Source organism: Pseudomonas sp. TWR3-1-1 (genome assembly GCF_049896545.1).
GTDB lineage: Bacteria > Pseudomonadota > Gammaproteobacteria > Pseudomonadales > Pseudomonadaceae > Aquipseudomonas > Aquipseudomonas weihenstephanensis.
Map to the genome: position 1 here is coordinate 1 of NZ_JAFCUO010000041.1, position 1,233 is coordinate 1,233.

The 1,233-nt window shown below is 45.2% G+C and carries 2 protein-coding genes; both read left to right on the forward strand.

The window, feature by feature from the left end; genetic code table 11:
- Nucleotides 1-233, forward strand: a 233-nt coding sequence (locus ACP7A4_RS23055; RefSeq protein WP_426248505.1) for a hypothetical protein, incomplete at its 5' end; no start/stop codon positions are given.
- Between the two features lie 100 nt (nt 234-333).
- Nucleotides 334-1,233 (forward strand): histidine kinase dimerization/phospho-acceptor domain-containing protein (locus tag ACP7A4_RS23060; protein ID WP_426248507.1); only part of this gene is annotated, 900 nt, incomplete at its 3' end.

Below are 1,233 nucleotides of genomic sequence, written 5' to 3' on the forward strand. Positions count from 1 at the left end.
CGTTCGAGGATGGATGTGCGATCATCTTGTCGATAGATGGTGTTCCAGCTGCACATATTATTTCAGGTGAAAAAGCTAATCTCGGTGTTGCAATCGGATCGCATAAATTATCAGCGCGCCATGAAGGAGAATGCGCCAACCAAGAGCTGCTTGAGATTAAGTTAAGGCTTAAAGCGGGTGATGCTATAGTCGTGGACTTTGACAAAGTATTTTTCCCGCATATCCCGCTTTAATATTGTTGGAGAGAGTCTATACTGTTGGGTAAAGCTGTTAGTTTCTTAGTAGGGTAGTTTTGCTGAAGCCTTTTTTGAACGGATCTTGCGGATTACAGATATGCGCCTATCAGACTTTATTGAAGATAACATTGCACCTATATTGCAAGCGTGGGAAGATTTTGCCCGAACAATTTTAACCACTGGCGTCGATTTGGATCGTGATGCTCTCCGTGATCATGCAGAGGAAATGCTGCGGGTGATCATAGCTGACTTAAGATCTGCCCAGACAAAGCAAGAGCAAGTTGACAAGTCTAAAGGTCAAGCCCCCAGGGTCGACAACGAGACTGCTGCTGAAATTCACGCGGTTACTCGCCTATTAGACGGTTTCAGTATTGAGCAAATGGTCTCCGAGTATCGTGCACTCCGGGCAAGTGTTCTTGGGCAATGGGCGGCTTGTGCGAAGGATGGGACTTCATTAAATGTTGATGACCTGATCCGATTCAACGAAGCCATTGATCAGGCTCTAGCTGAGTCTGTCGCAAGCTATTCCCGAGCTGTAGAAGCATCACGCAGCATATTTTTAGGTATTCTTGGCCACGATTTGCGTACGCCTCTAGGTGCAATATTACTCGGCAGCGACATTCTCAAACAATCAGAAAAGATCGGCTCGCGGGAATTTAAGGTAGCCTCCCAAATACGTGCAAGTGTTATGCGAGCGAATCGAATAGTTGGTGATTTGCTCGATTTAACACGTACTCAACTCGGGGCGGGGATTCCGGTGCAGAAAACGTATATAGATCTTTCTGAACTATGTGAGCGAGTTGTAAGGGAGATTCGAGCGTTTCATCCTGAAGCTGATGTTCAATTTGTAGCAAATAATCCAGTCTCGAGCATGTTCGATGGGCCACGATTAGAGCAAGTCTTTTCAAATATAATTTCCAATGCGGTTAGTCATGGTGATGTATGTCTTCCAATAACAGTGAAGTTGTCGATGGAAGAGGATGAAGCGATAATCATT